Consider the following 16,496-nt stretch of genomic DNA (forward strand, 5'->3'; position numbering starts at 1 on the left):
AACAAAGCCGCGGGCTATCCCCGCGGCTTTTCCATATCCTTATTTTTCCGCCACAGCACGTTCCGCCTGTTCCCACAGCTTCAGCCGCCGCAGGAATGAAAGCAAAAACGGAAGCGTCACCGCGAAAGTACACAGGTCGGCCGCGGGCTGGGCGAGCTGCACGCCCAAAAGCCCTATGAGCTGCGGCAGCAGCAGAATGAACGGCACAAAGAAAATGCCCTGGCGGCACAGCGACAGGAACGTCGCCTGCCCGGACTGCCCCGTCACCTGCAGCAGCATGTTCGTCACCGTAGAAACGCCGAACAGCGGCAGAACCACGCACTGCGCCCGCAGCGCCAGCGCGCCGATGGCGATGACCTCCGCGTCGTCCCGGCGGAACAGCGCCAGCGCGCCCGGCGCGGCCAGAAAACCGGCCGCCGCCAGCACGCTCATCAGCACCGTGCCCACCAGCATTGTGAAATAAGTGGCCCCGCGCACCCGGTCGTACCGCTTTGCACCGAAATTGTAGCCCGCAACGGGCTGGAAGCCCTGCCCGAATCCCAGCATGAACGAGAACACGAACATGAAAATGCGTCCCACCACGCTCATGGCCGCGACGGCCGCGTCGCCGTAAACGGCGGCGTTCACGTTCAGCAGCACCGTGGCCACACTGGCCAGAGATTGGCGGCAGAAGGACGGCATGCCCGTTTTGATGATGCGCGCGTACACCTCTGCCTTGCGGGACACCTGCCCGATGTGCAGGCGCACCGCGCTTTTGCGGCGCAGAAAGCACGCTAGAAGAATGGCGAAGCTGACGCACTGGCTGAGCAGCGTGGCAATGGCCGCGCCCGCGATGCCAAGCCCGAACGTATAGATGAACAGCGGGTCCAGCCCTATGTTCAGCACGCCGCCCAGGCCGATGCCCACCATGGCCAGCATGGCCTTGCCCTCGCCCCGCAGGATGTTGTTGAGTACGAAGGACGCGCACATGACCGGCGCGCCGAATAGGATGTAGCGCGCGTAATCCCGCGCATAGGGCAGAATGGTGGGCGTCGCACCCAGCACACGCATGAGCGGGTCCAGAAACAGCGTGCCCAGCACCGTGATGCCAAGGCCGAAGGCCAACGCCGTAAAAAATGCGGTGGACGCCGCACAGTCCGCCTGCCGCTGCTCTTTCGCACCCAGATAGCGGGAAACAAGATTGCCCGCGCCCATACCCAGCATGAAGCCGATGGCCTGGATGACGGCCATCAGCGAAAACACGATGCCCACGGCGCCCGCCGCGCTGGTGCCCAGCTGCGCCACAAAAAACGTGTCGGCCATATTGTACACTGCCGTCACCAGCATGCTGATGATGGTGGGCACGGCCAGCGTAGCAACGAGCCTTGGGATGGGCGTCTGCGTCATTTTCCGGTATTGGGCGTCGCCCGCCCCGGCCGCAGCGCTCACGCGTTTTCCCCGAGCGGCTTTATCTCGGGATATTTTTCATAAAAGCACGCAGCCGCGCAGCCGCTCTGCTGCAAACGGTCCAGCTGTTTGCCCACTTTTTTGGCCGCGGCCAGCACCGTCACCGCGTATTCTCCGCGCAGCGCCTCTGCCTTTTGCAGCACGTCCGCGAAATCCGCGTCCGCACCGTACAGCAGCGCAAGACGCGGCTTTTCGTCCGGCACCGCGTAGCCCTGGTCCAGCAGGATGGAGCAGATGCGCTCAAACCCGATGGAAAAGCCCACTGCGGGCACCTTTTGCCCGAGGAACTTACCCACCATGTCGTCGTAGCGTCCGCCGCCCGCGACGGCGCCGGAAAACGCGGCGCACGTTACTTCGAACACCATCCCCGTGTAATAGCCCTGCCCGCGCACCAGCGAAGGCGTGTACTCGACGGCATACCGGCCGCCGGACAGCCTGCCCACGGTATCCAACACATAACGCACCGAGCCGCCCAGGCTCTTGTCCGCGCACAGCGCGGATACATCATCCAGCGAGAATGCGCCTTTTTCCAAAAAGGCCTCCAGCGCCTGCACCGCCGCGGCGGGCATCGCCTTTTCCTCAAGCTCCGCCGCCACGCCCTGCGGGCCGACCTTATCCAGCTTGTCGAACGTGACGCACACGGTGTCCAGCGCCTGCGGCGCGAAGCCGAAGCTTTCGAGCATGCCGCGCAGCAGGCGGCGGTCGTTGATATGCACGGTGAAATCGGAAAAGCCGATGGCCAGCAGCGCGCGGGCCGTCACATCAATCAGCTCCACCTCGGCATTGGGGCTTTCATCGCCCAGGATGTCGATGTCGCACTGCACGAATTCACGCAGGCGGCCCTTCTGCGGGCGCTCGGCACGGTACACCCGGTCTGTCTGGATGACCTTGAACGGCGCGGGGAGCTGCTCCCGGTTGGCCGCGTAGTATCGCGAGAGCGGCAGTGTCAGATCGTACCGCAGGCCCATGTCGGAAAGCTCTTTTTCGCTGCCGGAGGCCAGCGCCTTTTCCAGCTTGTCGCCGCGCTTGAGCACCTTGAAGATCAGGTTCAGGTTGTCGCCGCCGTCGCTTTTGTCCAGGTTCTCCATGTCTTCCATAATGGGCGTGGAGATGCGTTCGAAGCCCGCGGCGCGGTAGGTCTTTAAGATCTCGCCCTGCACGTAGTCGCGGATGCGCTGCTCGCGCGGCAGGATGTCTTTCATGCCTTTCAACGGGGTGGTTTTCATGTGGGATAAAGCTCCTTCTTCACTTCTTTTTGCCGGTTACCTTTTCCGCCTGCGCGCGCAGAGCGGCATTTTTTTCCTCGACCCAGCTTTTCAGCTGCTCCAGCGCTTCATGCTCGGCCGGGCGCATGTTGGGGAACGCCTTCAAAAGGCGGCGGGCCACGGCGTTGCGGTGGTCCAGGATCTCCGCTTTGGCGATGTCGATGCGGGCGGCGGCGTCCAGCTTTGTTGCATCCAGCTTGCCGTCCACGGCCAGCGCCGTGTCGCCCAGGCCCTCGGCCAATCGGTCGCTGCCTGCGTGCAGCAGGCGCGCCACCTCGGCAATATGCCCAAGGTCGCGGTTCAGCTTGAGGATGCCGGCCACCGTCACCGCCAGGTCGCACGCAAAGGCTGCGCCTGCCGCACACAGCAGCACAATGCCCAGCGTGCGGGGCACGGCGCGCACCAGTGCCGCCACCGCGGGCTGGACGCCTTTCATAACGGCCACCACGGCCACGCCCCAGGCCAGGCTGAACTTCAGGCAGATATACCCTCCCAGGTTGAACGGGACGTCGCTGTAATCCCACCAGCTGGTGTGGAACACCTTTTTCAATATCCAGCCGGCCGCAAGCTCCAGCGCGCTGGTGAGCAGCGCGCCGCCCACGAAAAGCACCGGAAGGCTGTGGGCCAGCGGTGTCAGAGCCACCAGCACGATCACCATGCCGAAGCCGTAAATGGGGCACACCGGCCCGTTCAAAAAGCCGCGGTTGACGAATTGGCCCGTATTGATGGTACAGAAGCATACCTCAAGGCACCAGCCCAGCACCGAGTAGATGACAAAAAAGCACAGCAATTCGTAGATCGTATACGTCATTTGTTTTCTCCGCCGCGCTTATTCCGCGGGCAGCTCCGCTTCTGCTTCCGGCTCCGCCGCGGGGGCGTCGGCGGCTGCGGGCTGTATTTCCGGCTCTGCCGCGGGCGCTTTCTCCTCCTCCGGCTCTTCCTCGGACAGGCGCGTGCCGCACACCGCGCAGAACGCGTCGTGCTCACCACAGATGCGGCCGCAGCACGGGCAGACTTTCTCGTTGCGGCACACGGTGAGCTTGTCGGTGATGACGTCCATCTCCTGCTGTACCTGCTCCGCCGAGACCAGCAGCGCGTCGATGACCTGCTGCGGGGACTTTTCGCCCTCGTCGCTCATTACCGTATCTTTAACGGCACCCGTATGCATGAGGAACAGCATGCGGCCAATGTCGCTGAATACGTCCTCCTGCTCGTCGGACAGGCGGGCAAGCTCGATGTTCATCTTCACTTCATCATATTTTCCGGCAACGGCCTTTCCGGCGCTGTGCACCGCGGCCTTTGCCTCGTCGGCGGCCAGGGTGGCGGTGTTCACGATATTCTGCAGAATTTTATTCACATTGCTGTCCATGTCAAAAGCTCCTTTCAAATGCGGCTTTTACCTGTTTTTTCCACGGCGCGGGATGCGCCGTTATGTATTTTGTATTATACTACAAAATGTTATAATAAGCAAAAGGAACCTGGGCCGGCGCCGCACAATTCGGAGCGCGGGACCGCACAGGAAAATTTTGCGCCGCACGAAACAAAAACCGCAGTCCGCGTCTTGGGCGCAGGCTGTCCGGCTCCGGCCGCCGCGGTTTGTGTATTGACGGGGATTTTTGTGAAGCAGAGCGGAAAATTTACAAGCGGGGGCGGGGCGGCACAGCCGCAAAGACGCCGCCCGTGCCTTTGGCCGGACGCACGGCCCTGCGCCTGCGCAAGGCGGGCGCGCAAACGGACAGCTGCGTGCTGAAGGTGCCAGCTGTGAATCGTCCAGTACTGTTCCTGAGAGGAGGGCGGCGGATTTGCCGGAAGAACAGCGCGTGATCTTTCACTGCGACTGCAACAGCTTTTATGCCTCGGTAGAGCTGCTGCGCTACCCGGAGCTGCGCGGCGTGCCCGTGGCCGTATGCGGCAGCCCGGACGACCGCCATGGCATCATCCTGGCGAAAAACGAGCCCGCAAAGCGGTACGGCGTCCAGACGGCCGAAACCGTCTGGAGCGCGCTGCGCAAGTGCCCCGGCCTGAAGCTGCTGCCCCCGCACCACGGGCAGTACCGGGAGATGAGCCGTGCCGTCAACGCCATCTATGCCCGTTATACAGACCGTATAGAGCCGTTCGGAATCGACGAAAGCTGGCTGGACATGACGCAGACCTGGCGGCTGTTCGGCAGCTCTCCCGCCGGAGTGGCCGACGCCGTCCGCCGGGCCGTGAAGGCCGAGACCGGCCTCACCATCTCGGTGGGCGTCAGCTTCAACAAGGTATTTGCCAAGCTGGGGTCGGATTATAAAAAGCCGGACGCTGTGACGGTCATCGACACGGAAAATTTCCGGCGTATCGTGTGGCCGCTGCCCGTAAACACGCTGCTTTACGTGGGGCGCTCGGCACAAAACACACTGGCAGGGCTGGGCGTCCGGAACATCGGGCAGCTGGCCGCGGCGAAGGACGAGGACCTGCGCGCGGCGCTGGGCAAGCTGGGGCCGGAGCTGGGCGCCTACGCCAGAGGGGAGGAGAATTCTCCCGTGCGTACCGCGGACGAGCGTCCGGAGATAAAAAGCGTGGGAAACGGCCTGACGTTCAAGCGCAACCTGGTGGGCGAAGCCGACGTGCGCGCCGGGCTTTATGCGCTGGCGGACGAAGTGGCCACCCGCCTGCGCGCCCACGGCCTTTACGCTGCTGCCGTGCAGGTGCTCATCAAAAACCCGGACCTGAAAAGCATCTCCCGCCAGAAGCCGCTGCCCTGGCCCTCCCATCTGGCGCGAGAGATCGGCGGGGCGGCCCTGGAGCTGGTAAAAGCCAACTGGAGCCTGGACGCGCCCATCCGCATGCTCACGGTTACGGCGCTGAACCTGACGGACGGACGCGAGGGACACCAGCTCTCACTGCTGGAGCCGGAGCGTCCCCGGAACGAAAAACGGGAACGGCTGGAACAGAGCCTGGACGCCATCCGCAGAAAATACGGCAAGACCTCCATCGCCCCGGGCAACGTCATCAAAAACGATATTGGCCTGGAGGACATTGAAATTGAAGAAAAACCGTGATATGCTGTTGAAAACAAACGCCGCACGGGCAGCGTGCAATAATTATACTAAAAGGAGAAATGAAAAGTGGTTAAACATATCGTAATGTGGAACCTGACCGACAAGGACAAGGTGGCGGAGAACGGTGCCATCATGAAGCAAAAGCTGGAGGCACTGGTGGGCGTTGTGCCCGGGCTGCTGCGCGCCGAGGTAGGCGTGGGCTTCAACGGCTACGACGTGGCGCTGTACACTGAGCTGGAGGACCGCGCGGCGCTGGCCGTATACGCGGACCATCCGGCCCACTGCAAGGTCAAGGAGTTCGTGCACAGCGTCATCTGCGAACGCGTGTGCTGTGATTACGAGGTATAAGGATCCGCCCTCACATCCGGCCCGCCGCAGTTTTGACCAGATGCGGTAAAAAACATAGAACGGATAAAATCCCCTGAATGCAGGACGACGCCTGCTGCGGGGGATTTTATGTTTTCGCTCCCGCGAACAAAGGGGAATTCCTACCGGTTTCATTATCTTTATACTTTCTTAACATCTTTCGCCCTTTCCTTATGATAATATTAATACATATGGTATTATTCCCGGACGCATGGAAAGGTGGCGAGATATGAACAAGAAACTGAAACTCAAGATCCACGAATCGCTGAGCGCGGTCATCCCGATCACCCTGATCGTACTGGCGCTGGGCATGACGGTGGTGCCCATGGAGCTTTCCACGCTGATGCTGTTCCTGGCCGGGGCTGCGCTGCTCATTCTGGGCATGGGCTTTTTCACGCTGGGTGCGGACATGGCCATGATGCCCATCGGCGAGCAGGTGGGCACACAGCTCACGCGCTCAAAAAGGCTGTGGCTCATCGTTGCAGCCTGCTTTGTTATCGGCATGATCATCACCGTGGCCGAGCCGGACCTGCAGGTACTGGCCCGCCAGACGCCCGCGGTGCCGGACCGCGTGCTCATCTTCACGGTGGCCGCCGGCGTGGGGTTCTTCCTGGTGGTGTCGTTCCTGCGCATCCTGTTCGGATGGAACCTTTCGTGGCTGCTCATCGGCTTCTACATTGTGGTATTCGCTCTGGCGGCGTTCGTGCCCGACGCGTTCCTGGCCGTGGCATTCGATTCCGGCGGCGTGACGACGGGCCCCATTACAGTGCCGTTCATCATGGCGCTGGGTCTGGGCCTGACAGCCGTGCGCGGCGACAAAAACGCCGAGAGCGACAGCTTCGGCCTTGTGGCGCTGTGCAGCATCGGGCCCATCCTTTCCGTGCTCATCCTGGGTATGATCTACAACCCCGAAGGGGCCGGCTATACGCCGCTGTCCATTCCGGACATTGCCAGCACGCGGGAGCTTTGGCTGGAATTCGGCCACGCCCTGCCGGATTACGCGAAAGAGGTCCTGCTGGCGCTGGCGCCCATCCTCGCGTTTTTCGTGGTGTTTCAGGTCTTCTTCCTGAAGCTGCGCCGCAAGGCTCTGGTAAAGATCCTGGTGGGCATGCTGTACACGCTGGTGGGGCTGACGCTGTTCCTGACGGGCGTGAACGTGGGCTTTATGCCCGCGGGCAACTACATCGGAAAGCAGCTGGCCGAGCTGCCTTATAACTGGGTGCTTGTGCCGCTGGGCATGCTCATCGGCTATTATATCGTCAAGGCTGAGCCGGCTGTGCTGGTGCTGAACAAGCAGGTGGAGGAGATCACCGGCGGCGCCATCTCGCAGAAGGTGATGATGGCAGGGCTTTCCATCGGCATGTCGGTATCTTTGGGGCTTTCGATGGTACGCGTGCTGACGGGCGTTTCTCTGCTGTGGTTCCTGGTGCCGGGCTATGCGCTTGCGCTCGGCCTCAGTTTTCTTGTGCCTAAGATCTTTACAGCCATTGCCTTCGATTCCGGCGGCGTGGCCTCCGGCCCCATGACGGCCACGTTTCTGCTGCCCTTTGCCATGGGCGCGTGCGAGGCCGTGGGGGGCAATATTCTGACAGACGCCTTCGGCATCGTGGCCATGGTCGCCATGACGCCGCTCATCACCATCCAGATCATCGGCCTTGTGTACCAGTTCAAAACGCGCCGTGCGCCGGCAGCGGCCGAAGTGCACGCGGTGCAGGACGAGGAGATCATCGAATTCGGCGTATCGGCCGGGGAGGACGCAACATGACAGATTTCATTTCACCCGTGCGCTGCATGGTGACCATCGTGGACCGCGGCAAGGGCGACCGCGTAGTGGACCTTTGCCGGGCACGGCACGTGGCCGTGCAGCTGGTGATGCTGGGGCACGGCACCGCCAGCGCCGAGGTGATGGATTACCTTGGGCTGGACGAGCCGGAGAAGGACATTGTGCTCAGCCTTGTGCCGGGTGCTCTGGTGGCGCCGCTGCTGGCGGACCTGACGCTGGCGCTTGGCTTTTCCCGGCCGGGTAAGGGGATTGCATTCACCGTACCGCTTTCCGGCATCAGCGCGGCGGCAAACCGCCAAACAGACGGCGGCCGGGTGCGCGCCGAGATCAACGTGGAAAGGGAGGTTCCCCCGATGACGGAAAACAACCAGTTCGAGCTTATCATCTCCGTGGTGGAGCACGGCATGGCGGACGACGTGATGGCCGCGGCCAAGACGGCGGGCGCACGCGGCGGCACTGTGGCGCGTGCGCGCGGCCTGAGCAGCGAGGAAGCCGAAAAATTCCTGCACATCACCATCCAGCCGGAAAAAGACGTAGTGCTTATCCTGACGGCCGCTGCCCAAAAGCAGTCCATCATGAAGGCCATCTGCAACGAGGCGTTCGCCCGTACGGGCGAACGCGGCATCGCGTTCAGCGTGCCTGTCAGCGATGTGACAGGCCTGGACCTGGCCAGGCTGGCCGGGCAGGCCGAATAAAGGCGCGCCGCATTCCCGCGGAGCGGCGGGTGTTTTCCTTCGCTCCGGACAAATAGCCAAGAGCCGTCCCGGCAGTGTGTGCCGGGACGGTTGTTTTTTTGCCACTTGGCCCGCAGCCACTCCCCGGCTGAAGGGCAAGCCCGGGCCGGGCGCTGTTCACGCAGTGTGTGCAAACGCCTTGCTCCGCTTCAGCCGCACCAGCGCCAGCGCGCTGAAGCCCAGATAGACCGCAATGGAGGGAAGAGACGCTTCCACGCCGAAATCACCGCCCGTTACCAGCGGAGAAGCGGAGTCCAGCACATAATTGAGCAGCGCATATCCGTCGGGCTCCGGGCCGATGTGCAGCACGCCGCCGATCATTACCATATTCCATACGGCGTGCATGGCTGCGCCGCACCACACCGTGCCGCTCTCATAAGCCACCAGCGAGAACAGCAAGCCCACCGCAGTGCCCGCCGCAAGAAGCTGCAGTATGCCCGCAAAGCTCAGCTCCCGCCCCAGGACGTGCAGCAGGGCAAACGCCAGGGAGGGGCCGAGCACCGCAGCCGTTTTGTTCCAGCGGCGCTCAACGGCCGTCATCAGAACGCCGCGGAACACGGCCTCCTCGACGATGCCCGTGCCCGCGCCGAAGAAAAATACCGCGCCCGCCGCCACCGCCGCGGCGTCCTCCGCAGACCCAGCCTGCCAATGTCCCGGTTGACACAGCAGCGCGCCCGCCGCCAGCGCGGGCATCAGCACCGCGCTCGCCGCCCAGACAGGGCGCAGCCGCACTGGTGCAAAACGGCATTCCTCCGGCGTCACGCGCAGGCCCTTTCCGCACAGCAGCAAAAGCCCCGCCACCCCCAGCGCCGCATACAGCACGCCGGCCAGTACATTGCCCAGCCACACCGGTGCGCCCACCATCAGCGGCAAGCTTGCCAGAAGCTGCGCGCCCAGCTGCGCCGCCGCCAGAATCACCAGCGCCAGAAGCCCCAGCGCCGCCCGCCCGTTTGAAAATTTTCCCGTTTGTTCCATCCGTTCCGCTCCCTTTCGTGTTCTGCTGACGAAACGACGGCGGCGGCGCGGTTTCTTCAGCGGGCCGCCGATGCATAAAGCAGCAGCCGCGTGCCGAAATACACTTCCGGCATGCGGCTGCTGCTTTGCAAACGGTATCGCCTTAAATTTCAATACTCATAACGGCGCTCAGTGCGTTGCCCGGGGCCAGCGTCTCGTGTTCCGGGGTGGTAAGGCTGCCGGGGAATCCGTTCCACGGCTCCATACACACGAAGCCCAGCGGGCACTGGCTCCACAGCACGGCGTTTTTAAAGTTCCCGTCAAACTTCACGGTGACGGTGTGGCCCAGCTCTTTGTCTGTAAAGCGCATGGGGCTCTGCACGCCCTTATAATAGCGGGTGGTCTGCTCGTCGTCATAGGGGAAATCCACGCCTTCAAACGGCGTGTCTCTGCCCGTGTCCGGGTCGGCCGTCAGGCCGGCTTTGATATCCCACTCCAGGTTGCGCACATCGGAAACACGGAAATAGGGATGAAAACCGAAGGAGAACGGCATGTCCGTGCTGCCGGTATTCTCATAGGTCTGCTCAAAGCGCAGCTCGCCGCCCCTGAGCACATACCGGATGGTAACGCTGAACGCAAAAGGATAGCTTTCCCGCGTTTCGGCGTTGTCCGTGACGCGCACGGTGACGGATGCGCCGTCCGTTTCGCCCGTCTCCACCACCTGCCAGGGCATGGAGTGGACGATGCCGTGGATGATCATAGGATAGCTTTTGCCGCCGAAGGTGTTCGCGTCCTGCGGCGCGCGCCCGCACATGGGAAACAGCACGGGCATGGCGCAGCGCGGGCGCTCCGGCTGAGAGAAGTTCGGCTCCCGCAGCCAGGAATATTCATCTCCGTTTTTGGTGAAGCTCGTCACCATGCCGCCCTTTTCGGGCACGACGGTGGCGGTGGTGCCGGCGCCGGTATCGGCCAGGACATAGGCTGTATACGCGCCCTGAGTGGTTTTTGTCACAGTAAACATTTTGCGTCAACCTCCAAATGTATTTTCATTTCCAGCCCGGCCCAGAAACTGTTTCGGGCTGATATGATATTCCGCTTTGAACGCCCGGTAAAAATTGGCGTAATCCCCAAAGCCGCAATGGCCGTATACGTCCGTGGGCGCCACGCCGTTCGCCAGCATCTGTTTTGCGATGACAAGGCGCTTCTGGATGATGTACCGGTATACGCTGGTACCCACCAGGCGGTGGAATTCGTGGGAAAGATGGTATTTGCTGATAAAAAATTTTGCGGAGAGCAGGTCTAACGACAGCTCATCCGGGTAATGCTCGTTGATATAGTGCAGCACCTCGGCCACGACAGGGCCCGCCTTGTCCTCCACCTCGTGGCGGGCCGGGGCCGCCAGCGCAAAGCGGTTCAGCCCGGCCAAAAGCTGCAGCAGGCACGCCCGCGCCACCACATCGCTGCCATAGGCCGCGGCCTGCGCACCCTCACTCTCCGCCGCGAGGCGTTCCATCAGCGTCTGGCTCTCCGCCCGCTGGGCAGGCGGCAGGCGCAGCAGATTGGTGTGGCCGGGCGCGCTTGCGTCAAAGCAGCGCGTCAAGCTCGTCTGGGGGGTGCTGAGCTGTTCCAGATACCGCTTGTCCAGCCAGAGCACCATCCGCTCATAGGGGCCGTGGTCCTTCGCGATGCGGGGCTGGTGCAGCTCCATGGGGCCGATGAGCAGGATGTCGCCGGGCAGCAGGCGGTAGATGCGGCTCTCGATGCTGTATTCCACACTGCCGTTCAGAAACAGGTAGATCTCGTAAAAATCATGATGGTGCAGCGAGACCTCGCCCAGCTCGGAATCGCAGTAGCGGAAGATCTCGTATCCGGGGCGCAGCATGTGCTGGCGCTGCGTAAAATTCTGTGCCTTGCCCGCCAACCGGCAGCCCTCCTTCCGCACCGCATATGGACGGTGCCGCCGCTGTCCCCCAGCGGTCCTTTGCTTTTAGTTTAAGACAAGTTTCGCAATGCGTCAAGCAATAATAACAATTTTTATTGTAAATCCGTATGGTACACTAAAAGTATCAAAATGCCGCGTTCTGCGGCTTTGCGCACCCCAGTGTATCGAAAACAAAACGGGAGGTTTTTTCTATGAAAATGTCATTCCGCTGGTATGGCGAATCCGACCCCATTTCTCTGGAGTACATCTCGCAGATCCCGGGCATGCACAGCATCGTTTCCGCTGTGTACGATGTGAAGCCCGGCGAGGTGTGGCCCGAGGAGAGCCTGGCCAAGATGAAGGCCCAGTGCGAGGCCCACGGCCTTGTGTTCGATGTTGTCGAAAGCATCCCCGTGCACGAGGACATCAAACTCGGCCGCAACAATGTGGACGAGCTGCTGGACGTGTACTGCGAAAACATCCGCCGCTGCGCCAAGTACGGCGTAAAGTGCGTCACGTATAATTTTATGCCCGTGTTCGACTGGACGCGCACGCAGCTGGACAAAAAGGCGCCGGACGGCTCCACCAGCCTGGTGATGTACTGGGACCAGATGAACGGCCTTGACCCGCTGAAGGACGACATCCATCTGCCCGGCTGGGATTCCAGCTACTCCCAGGAGGAGGTGCGCGAACTCATCAACGCCTACGGCGCCATCGGTGAGGAAGGCCTGTGGAAAAACCTTGAGAAATTCCTCAAGAAGGTCATTCCCGTGGCCGAGGAGTGCGGCGTTGTGATGGCCATTCATCCGGACGACCCACCCTATCCCATCTTCGGCCTGCCCCGCATCATCACCTGTGAGGAAAACCTGGACCGCTTCCTGGCTCTGGTGGACAGCCCCGCAAACAGCCTGTGCCTGTGCACCGGAAGCCTGGGCTGCGCCAAATCCAACGACGTGGCCAAGATGGTGCGCAAATACAGCGCCATGGGCCGCATCGGTTTCATGCACATCCGCAACGTCAAGATCATGGACGACGGCAGCTTTGAGGAGCGCGCTCATCTGTCCGGCTGCGGCAGCCTGGATATCTACGAGATCGTTAAGGCGCTGGTGGAGACGGGCTTCGACGGTTATGTCCGCCCGGATCACGGCCGCATGATCTGGGGCGAGACGGGCAAGCCCGGCTACGGCCTGTTTGACCGCGCCCTTGGGGCCACTTATATCAACGGCTTGTTTGAAGCCTGCGAGAAGGACCGCAAATAAGGCGGCTTCTTCGGATGTTTTCCGGCCCGGCGGGGCTTGCACTCCCGCCGAACCGGCGTACAGGCCGCGCGGCCCGCTGCGCCAGCAGGTTGTCTGGAGCCTGCGGAATGGGCCGCAGGAAACCCGCAGCTTTTGCTGATTCCGCCAAAACGCCGGGCGGCCGCATGCCGCCCGCCATTTGAATTTTGAAAGGAGCGTCATTCCCATGAACAAAAATGTACTGGATACCGATCTTTCCGGCAAAGTTGCCGTTGTCACTGGCGCGGGCGGCGTGCTGTGCAGCGCGTTTGCCAAAACGCTGGCCCGCGCGGGCGCGAAGGTCGCCCTGCTGGACCTGAACGAGGAAGCCGCGCAGAGCTTCGCGGATGAGATCACCGCCGAGGGCGGCGTTGCCAAGGCTTACAAGTGCAACGTGCTGGACAAGGCCGTCTGCTATGAAGTGGCGGACGCCGTGGAAAAGGACTTTGGCAAATGCGATATTCTGGTGAACGGCGCGGGCGGCAATAATCCGCGAGCCACCACCGATAAGGAATATTTTGAAGAAGGCGACATCGACGCCGACACCAAAAGCTTCTTTGACCTGGACGCTTCCGGCGTGGAGTTCGTGTTCAACCTCAACTTCCTGGGTACGCTGATCCCGACGCAGGCGTTCGCGCGCCAGATGGTGGGCCGCGAGGGCTGCAACATCATCAACATCAGCAGCATGAACGCCTACACTCCGCTCACGAAGATCCCGGCGTACTCCGGTGCGAAGGCCGCCATTTCCAACTTCACCCAGTGGCTGGCCGTTCACTTCTCCAAAGTGGGCATCCGCTGCAACGCCATCGCTCCGGGCTTCTTCTCCACCAAGCAGAACGCCGCTCTGCTGTGGAACGCGGACGGCACGCCCACGGCGCGCACCGGCAAGATCCTTGCCGCCACCCCGATGGGCCGCTTCGGTGAAAGCGAGGAGCTGGACGGCGCGCTGCTGTTCCTTTTGAACAACAAGGCAGCCTCCTTCATCACGGGCGTCGTCATCCCCATCGACGGCGGTTTCTCCGCCTATTCCGGCGTCTGAGTCCGGCTGGTTATTTTTGCAGCGCCAGTGCAGTTTATTTCTGCGCTGGTGCTGCTTTTTACTTTTTCTATATAAAAAAGCTGCCAATTGCTTGTCTTTTTGACTGAAATATTATACAGTTATAGTATATTCGGCGCTGCGCCGCTGCTGTATATTTCAGGCCGTGCGGCCAAAGGAGGGTTCACGATTATGGGGCGTCAGAGCATGCCTGTCCGGCACAATTCCCGTAATTGGCTCCGCCGTTCGCTTTATGGCCTGCTGATCGTATTCCTGGCGGTGCTCATCGCCGCCGTGTGCATCTTCTCTGTGGTAAACGCCAACGGCCTGCAGACTGCCGTGGACCGTAGAACAAAGGCCTATGTGAGTGATGTGACTTTCCAGATGGCTCAGAATATCGACGCACAGCTTGCCAATGTGATGCAGACGCTGGAAATGTTAACGGACAGCCTTGTGCGGATAGACGGAGCTGAGCATCGCATGGATTTTTTAAAGCAGAGAGCACAGATGCTTGGTTTTACGCAGCTTGTTTTGTGCGATGTAGAGGGGGAGGGCATCTGCACCGATGCTTCCACGCATAATTTCAGCGGCCTGCCGGGCTTCGAGGCTTCCGCGGCCGGGGAACGCGGCGTTTCCTTTCTGGAAAACCAGCGCATCCTTTATACCGTTCCCATCGTCTACGAGGGAAGCATTTTCGGCGTTTTGGCCGGAGAGCGCGACAAAGCCAACATGCAGGCACTGATCGCGACCGACGGCTTTGACGGCAACAGCGTTTCCTGTATTATTGACCGCGACAGCAACGTAGTCATCTCTCCCACAAACCTGGACTTTTTCTTCGCCCTGGACGACCTGTTTGTCGCAAACAAGGATCCGGAGCTGGCCTCTGCCGTAAGAGAGATGCAGGCCAATATGCAGGCAAATGTGAGCGGAGTAATCGTATTTACCACCCCGGACGGCGTGGACGTGATCATGTCCTACGATCCATTGGAAACGTTTGACTGGGTGCTTCTCACAATCCTGCCCGCCGACATCATCTCCCATGATACCGATGCATACATCCAGCATACCTTCCGGCTCAGTACCGCGGTCATCGTACTGTTTTCGCTGATCCTGGCCGTTATGTGCGGCATCTATTACAGCCACCGCCGCCAGCTGGAGCACATCGCCTTTGTGGACCCGGTGACGGGCGGCATGAACAACGCGCGCTTTCAGTATTCCTGCCGCCGTGTTCTGGATGGCGCAAAGCCTGGCGCCTTCACCGTTGTTTCGCTGAACCTGATGGACTACCGCCTCATCAATGAGATTTTCGGCCCCAAAGAGGGCAACGATACGCTGCGCCATGTGATGCAGGTGCTGGGACGCCATATCCGGCCGGACGAGGCCGCCGCGCGCGGTGAGGCCGGACACTTTTTCCTGTGCCTGCACGAGCACCGGGAGGACGCCGTCATTGCCCGGCTGGAGGAAATACGCGCCGACGTCAACGCTTTCAACGCCCAGCGGGAGACGCCCTATTATCTGACGCTGCTGGCGGGCGCCTACCTTGTACAGGAGCCAGGGCTCGATATCACTGTAATGCAGGACCGCGCGGACGCCGCCCGCAAAAGCAAGCCCGCGGAGAACGGGCGCTGCGCGTTCTACGACGCGGGCATCACCGCGCGGATGCATCTTGAAAAGGAGCTTGTCAACCTGCTGGACAGCTCGCTGGCAAACCGGGACTTCAAGGTGTATTACCAGCCGAAGGTCCGTCTGCGGGACGGGCAGGTAGCCAGCGCCGAAGCACTGGTGCGCTGGCAGCATCCGCAGAAGGGGTTTATCTACCCTTCGGATTTTATCCCTGTGTTCGAGCGCAGCGGCGACATTTGCCGGCTGGATCTGTATGTGTTCGAGGAGGTCTGCGCCATGCTTGCAGGCCGCCTGGCGCAAGGCGCGCCGGTGTTTCCCGTCGCGGTGAACCTCTCGCGCCGGCATTTCCAGACAACGGATTTTCTGCAGCGGTTTGCGGATATCCGGGATCAGTACCAGATCCCCGGCGGCCTGATCGAGCTGGAGCTGACGGAATCCATCTTTTTCACTGTCGGCGATATCCTGAACGTAAAAGAGGCCATCCGGCGCATGCATGAGCTTGGCTTCCTTTGCTCGCTGGACGATTTCGGCGCCGGGTTCTCGTCGCTGGGGCTGCTCAAGTCCTTCATGGTGGATTCCGTGAAGTTGGACCGCAGCTTTTTCCTGGACGATTCCCAGCGCGCCCACGACGTGGTGGAATCCATCGTGGAGCTTGCCCGCAAGCTGGGCATTGAGACGGTGGCCGAGGGCATTGAAGCGCCGGAACAGGTGGATTTTCTGCGCAGCATAGGCTGCGACCTGGTGCAGGGTTACGTTTATGCGCGCCCCATGCCCGCCGAAGAACTGGAAGCGTGGATGCGCGCGCGGCACGGCGGCGAAGTCACGCAGGTCTGATCCCTTTCAAAACAAAGCGCCCCGGCACACACATGTGCCGGGGCGCTTTTGTTGAGTAAGGAAACCACCGGCTATGCCGGTGGAGGAACCCCGTAAAAAGGCTTTAGCGTCAAGCGTCGAGTGAAGCGATCGGGAAAGCGAATTGCCCGTTTACGGGCGGCAGAGCGCGAGATGCAGACGAAAGAGGATTCGGTGCGCCTTGAGACGCCTGCCGGTAAA

General features: G+C 61.3%; 14 protein-coding genes. 7 read left to right on the forward strand and 7 right to left on the reverse strand.

Going from position 1 to position 16,496, the window contains the following annotated elements; genetic code table 11:
• Nucleotides 1-39: 39 nt before the first annotated feature.
• Genes TQ39_RS08185 through TQ39_RS08200 form a run of 4 tightly spaced genes read right to left on the reverse strand, consistent with a single transcriptional unit; the run spans nt 40 to nt 4,080 of the window.
• Nucleotides 40-1,428 (reverse strand): MATE family efflux transporter, encoded by a 1,389-nt coding sequence (locus TQ39_RS08185; RefSeq protein WP_009324050.1) that lies wholly within the window; start codon nt 1,426-1,428, stop codon nt 40-42.
• Entirely contained in the window at nt 1,425-2,672 is a 1,248-nt protein-coding gene (gene hisS, locus TQ39_RS08190) for a histidine--tRNA ligase (RefSeq protein ID WP_009324051.1), read from the reverse strand. Before hisS ends, TQ39_RS08185 begins: the two co-directional genes overlap by 4 nt.
• 19 nt (nt 2,673-2,691) lie before the next feature.
• On the reverse strand, nt 2,692-3,522 hold the full coding sequence (locus TQ39_RS08195; RefSeq protein WP_009324052.1) for a putative ABC transporter permease: 831 nt from the start codon (nt 3,520-3,522) through the stop codon (nt 2,692-2,694).
• 18 nt (nt 3,523-3,540) lie between these two features.
• The gene (locus TQ39_RS08200) at nt 3,541-4,080 is read right to left on the reverse strand and encodes a hypothetical protein (protein WP_050005181.1); all 540 of its coding nucleotides are present in this window, start codon (nt 4,078-4,080) and stop codon (nt 3,541-3,543) included.
• A 433-nt stretch (nt 4,081-4,513) separates the two neighbouring features.
• Between TQ39_RS08200 and TQ39_RS08210 the strand changes: the two genes are divergently transcribed.
• From TQ39_RS08210 to TQ39_RS08225, 4 genes are all read left to right on the forward strand, one after another.
• Nucleotides 4,514-5,749, forward strand: coding sequence for a DNA polymerase Y family protein (locus TQ39_RS08210; RefSeq protein ID WP_009324054.1), 1,236 nt, complete (start codon nt 4,514-4,516; stop codon nt 5,747-5,749).
• Between the two features lie 66 nt (nt 5,750-5,815).
• Nucleotides 5,816-6,097, forward strand: a complete 282-nt coding sequence (locus TQ39_RS08215) for a Dabb family protein (protein WP_009324055.1) — start codon at nt 5,816-5,818, stop codon at nt 6,095-6,097.
• Nucleotides 6,098-6,344: 247 nt separating this feature from the next.
• Nucleotides 6,345-7,880 carry a DUF1538 domain-containing protein gene (locus TQ39_RS08220; protein ID WP_050005182.1) on the forward strand — a complete coding sequence of 512 codons (1,536 nt, stop codon included), beginning with the start codon at nt 6,345-6,347 and terminating at the stop codon, nt 7,878-7,880.
• Nucleotides 7,877-8,593, forward strand: coding sequence for a P-II family nitrogen regulator (locus TQ39_RS08225; RefSeq protein WP_009324057.1), 717 nt, complete (start codon nt 7,877-7,879; stop codon nt 8,591-8,593). Before TQ39_RS08220 ends, TQ39_RS08225 begins: the two co-directional genes overlap by 4 nt.
• A 156-nt stretch (nt 8,594-8,749) precedes the next feature.
• On the opposite strand, the gene TQ39_RS08230 is transcribed toward TQ39_RS08225, so the two are convergent.
• From TQ39_RS08230 to TQ39_RS08240, 3 genes are all read right to left on the reverse strand, one after another.
• Nucleotides 8,750-9,607, reverse strand: a complete 858-nt coding sequence (locus TQ39_RS08230) for a CPBP family intramembrane glutamic endopeptidase (protein WP_050005183.1) — start codon at nt 9,605-9,607, stop codon at nt 8,750-8,752.
• A gap of 142 nt (nt 9,608-9,749) precedes the next feature.
• Entirely contained in the window at nt 9,750-10,607 is an 858-nt protein-coding gene (locus TQ39_RS08235) for an aldose epimerase family protein (protein ID WP_050005184.1), read from the reverse strand.
• Between the two features lie 6 nt (nt 10,608-10,613).
• Nucleotides 10,614-11,507 (reverse strand): helix-turn-helix domain-containing protein, encoded by an 894-nt coding sequence (locus TQ39_RS08240; protein ID WP_009324060.1) that lies wholly within the window; start codon nt 11,505-11,507, stop codon nt 10,614-10,616.
• Between the two features lie 212 nt (nt 11,508-11,719).
• On the opposite strand from TQ39_RS08240, the gene uxuA reads away from it, so the two are divergent.
• The 3 genes from uxuA to TQ39_RS08255 all read left to right on the forward strand — a co-directional run bounded on the left by uxuA (nt 11,720) and on the right by TQ39_RS08255 (nt 16,277).
• A complete protein-coding gene (uxuA, locus tag TQ39_RS08245; RefSeq protein ID WP_009324061.1) occupies nt 11,720-12,766 on the forward strand; it encodes a mannonate dehydratase in 1,047 nt (348 codons plus the stop codon).
• 205 nt (nt 12,767-12,971) lie between these two features.
• Complete coding sequence (locus tag TQ39_RS08250) at nt 12,972-13,823, forward strand: SDR family oxidoreductase (RefSeq protein ID WP_050005185.1); 852 nt, start codon at nt 12,972-12,974, stop codon at nt 13,821-13,823.
• A 189-nt stretch (nt 13,824-14,012) separates the two neighbouring features.
• Nucleotides 14,013-16,277 (forward strand): EAL domain-containing protein, encoded by a 2,265-nt coding sequence (locus TQ39_RS08255; RefSeq protein ID WP_069955716.1) that lies wholly within the window; start codon nt 14,013-14,015, stop codon nt 16,275-16,277.
• Nucleotides 16,278-16,496: the final 219 nt, after the last annotated feature.

This window comes from Ruthenibacterium lactatiformans, from assembly GCF_000949455.1.
GTDB classification, from domain to species: domain Bacteria; phylum Bacillota; class Clostridia; order Oscillospirales; family Ruminococcaceae; genus Ruthenibacterium; species Ruthenibacterium lactatiformans.

Bases quoted from the DNA above. Each gene is read 5' to 3' on its own strand.
- hisS (WP_009324051.1), bottom strand. From the start codon at position 2,672: ATGAAAACCACCCCGTTGAAAGGCATGAAAGACATCCTGCCGCGCGAG.
- TQ39_RS08195 (WP_009324052.1), bottom strand. From the start codon at position 3,522: ATGACGTATACGATCTACGAATTGCTGTGCTTTTTTGTCATCTACTCG.
- TQ39_RS08200 (WP_050005181.1), bottom strand. From the start codon at position 4,080: ATGGACAGCAATGTGAATAAAATTCTGCAGAATATCGTGAACACCGCC.
- TQ39_RS08220 (WP_050005182.1), top strand. From the start codon at position 6,345: ATGAACAAGAAACTGAAACTCAAGATCCACGAATCGCTGAGCGCGGTC.
- TQ39_RS08225 (WP_009324057.1), top strand. From the start codon at position 7,877: ATGACAGATTTCATTTCACCCGTGCGCTGCATGGTGACCATCGTGGAC.
- TQ39_RS08230 (WP_050005183.1), bottom strand. From the start codon at position 9,607: ATGGAACAAACGGGAAAATTTTCAAACGGGCGGGCGGCGCTGGGGCTT.
- TQ39_RS08235 (WP_050005184.1), bottom strand. From the start codon at position 10,607: ATGTTTACTGTGACAAAAACCACTCAGGGCGCGTATACAGCCTATGTC.
- uxuA (WP_009324061.1), top strand. From the start codon at position 11,720: ATGAAAATGTCATTCCGCTGGTATGGCGAATCCGACCCCATTTCTCTG.
- TQ39_RS08250 (WP_050005185.1), top strand. From the start codon at position 12,972: ATGAACAAAAATGTACTGGATACCGATCTTTCCGGCAAAGTTGCCGTT.
- TQ39_RS08255 (WP_069955716.1), top strand. From the start codon at position 14,013: ATGGGGCGTCAGAGCATGCCTGTCCGGCACAATTCCCGTAATTGGCTC.